This is a genomic window from Frankia sp. AiPs1, assembly GCF_023716945.1.
GTDB lineage: Bacteria > Actinomycetota > Actinomycetes > Frankiales > Frankiaceae > Frankia.
Map to the genome: position 1 here is coordinate 1 of NZ_JAMQQF010001152.1, position 628 is coordinate 628.

1 protein-coding gene is annotated in these 628 nt (G+C 75.5%); it reads left to right on the forward strand.

What is annotated here, in order from left to right; translation table 11 throughout:
• Nucleotides 1–89: 89 nt before the first annotated feature.
• A partial coding sequence (locus ND748_RS33400; protein WP_251750202.1) for a condensation domain-containing protein occupies nt 90–628 on the forward strand: 539 nt, incomplete at its 3' end.

The window sequence follows — 628 nt, forward strand, 5'->3', positions numbered from 1 at the left end:
GCGCCGGAGCGCAGCCGGCGCAGGCCGAGCCGGCTGGCATCGAGCCGGCCGGGGCCGAGCCGGCCGGGGCCGAGTTCCCGCTGGCGCTCATGCAGCATGCCTACTGGATCGGGCGCGGCGACGGGCAGACCTACGGCGGCGTCGCCGCCCATCTCTACTCGGAGTTCGACGGCAGCGGCCTCGAACCGGCCCGGCTGACCGCCGCGATCGAGCGTCTCGTCGAGCGGCACGAGGCGCTGCGGACCCGGATCACCGACAACGGTGGTCAGATCGTCGAGGCGCGGTCGGGCTGGCGCGGTCTGACCGTGCACGACCTGCGCGGCCTGGACTCCGACGGGGTCGCCGCGCACCTGGCCGCGGTCCGCGACCGGCTGTCCCACCAGATACTCGACATCGAACGGGGCGAGGTCTTCTCGACCGCGCTGAGCCTGCGGCCCGACGGCACCAGCCGGTTCCACCTCGACGTCGACATGGTCGCCGCCGACGCGGTCAGCTACCGCGTCCTGCTGGCCGACCTGGCCGAGGAGTACGGGCGCCCCGACGACGTCGCGCCAGCACCGGCGCCGGCCTACACCTACCGCCGCTACCGGGCGGAGCGCGACGTCGAGGTGGCCGGGCGGCCGCGCGC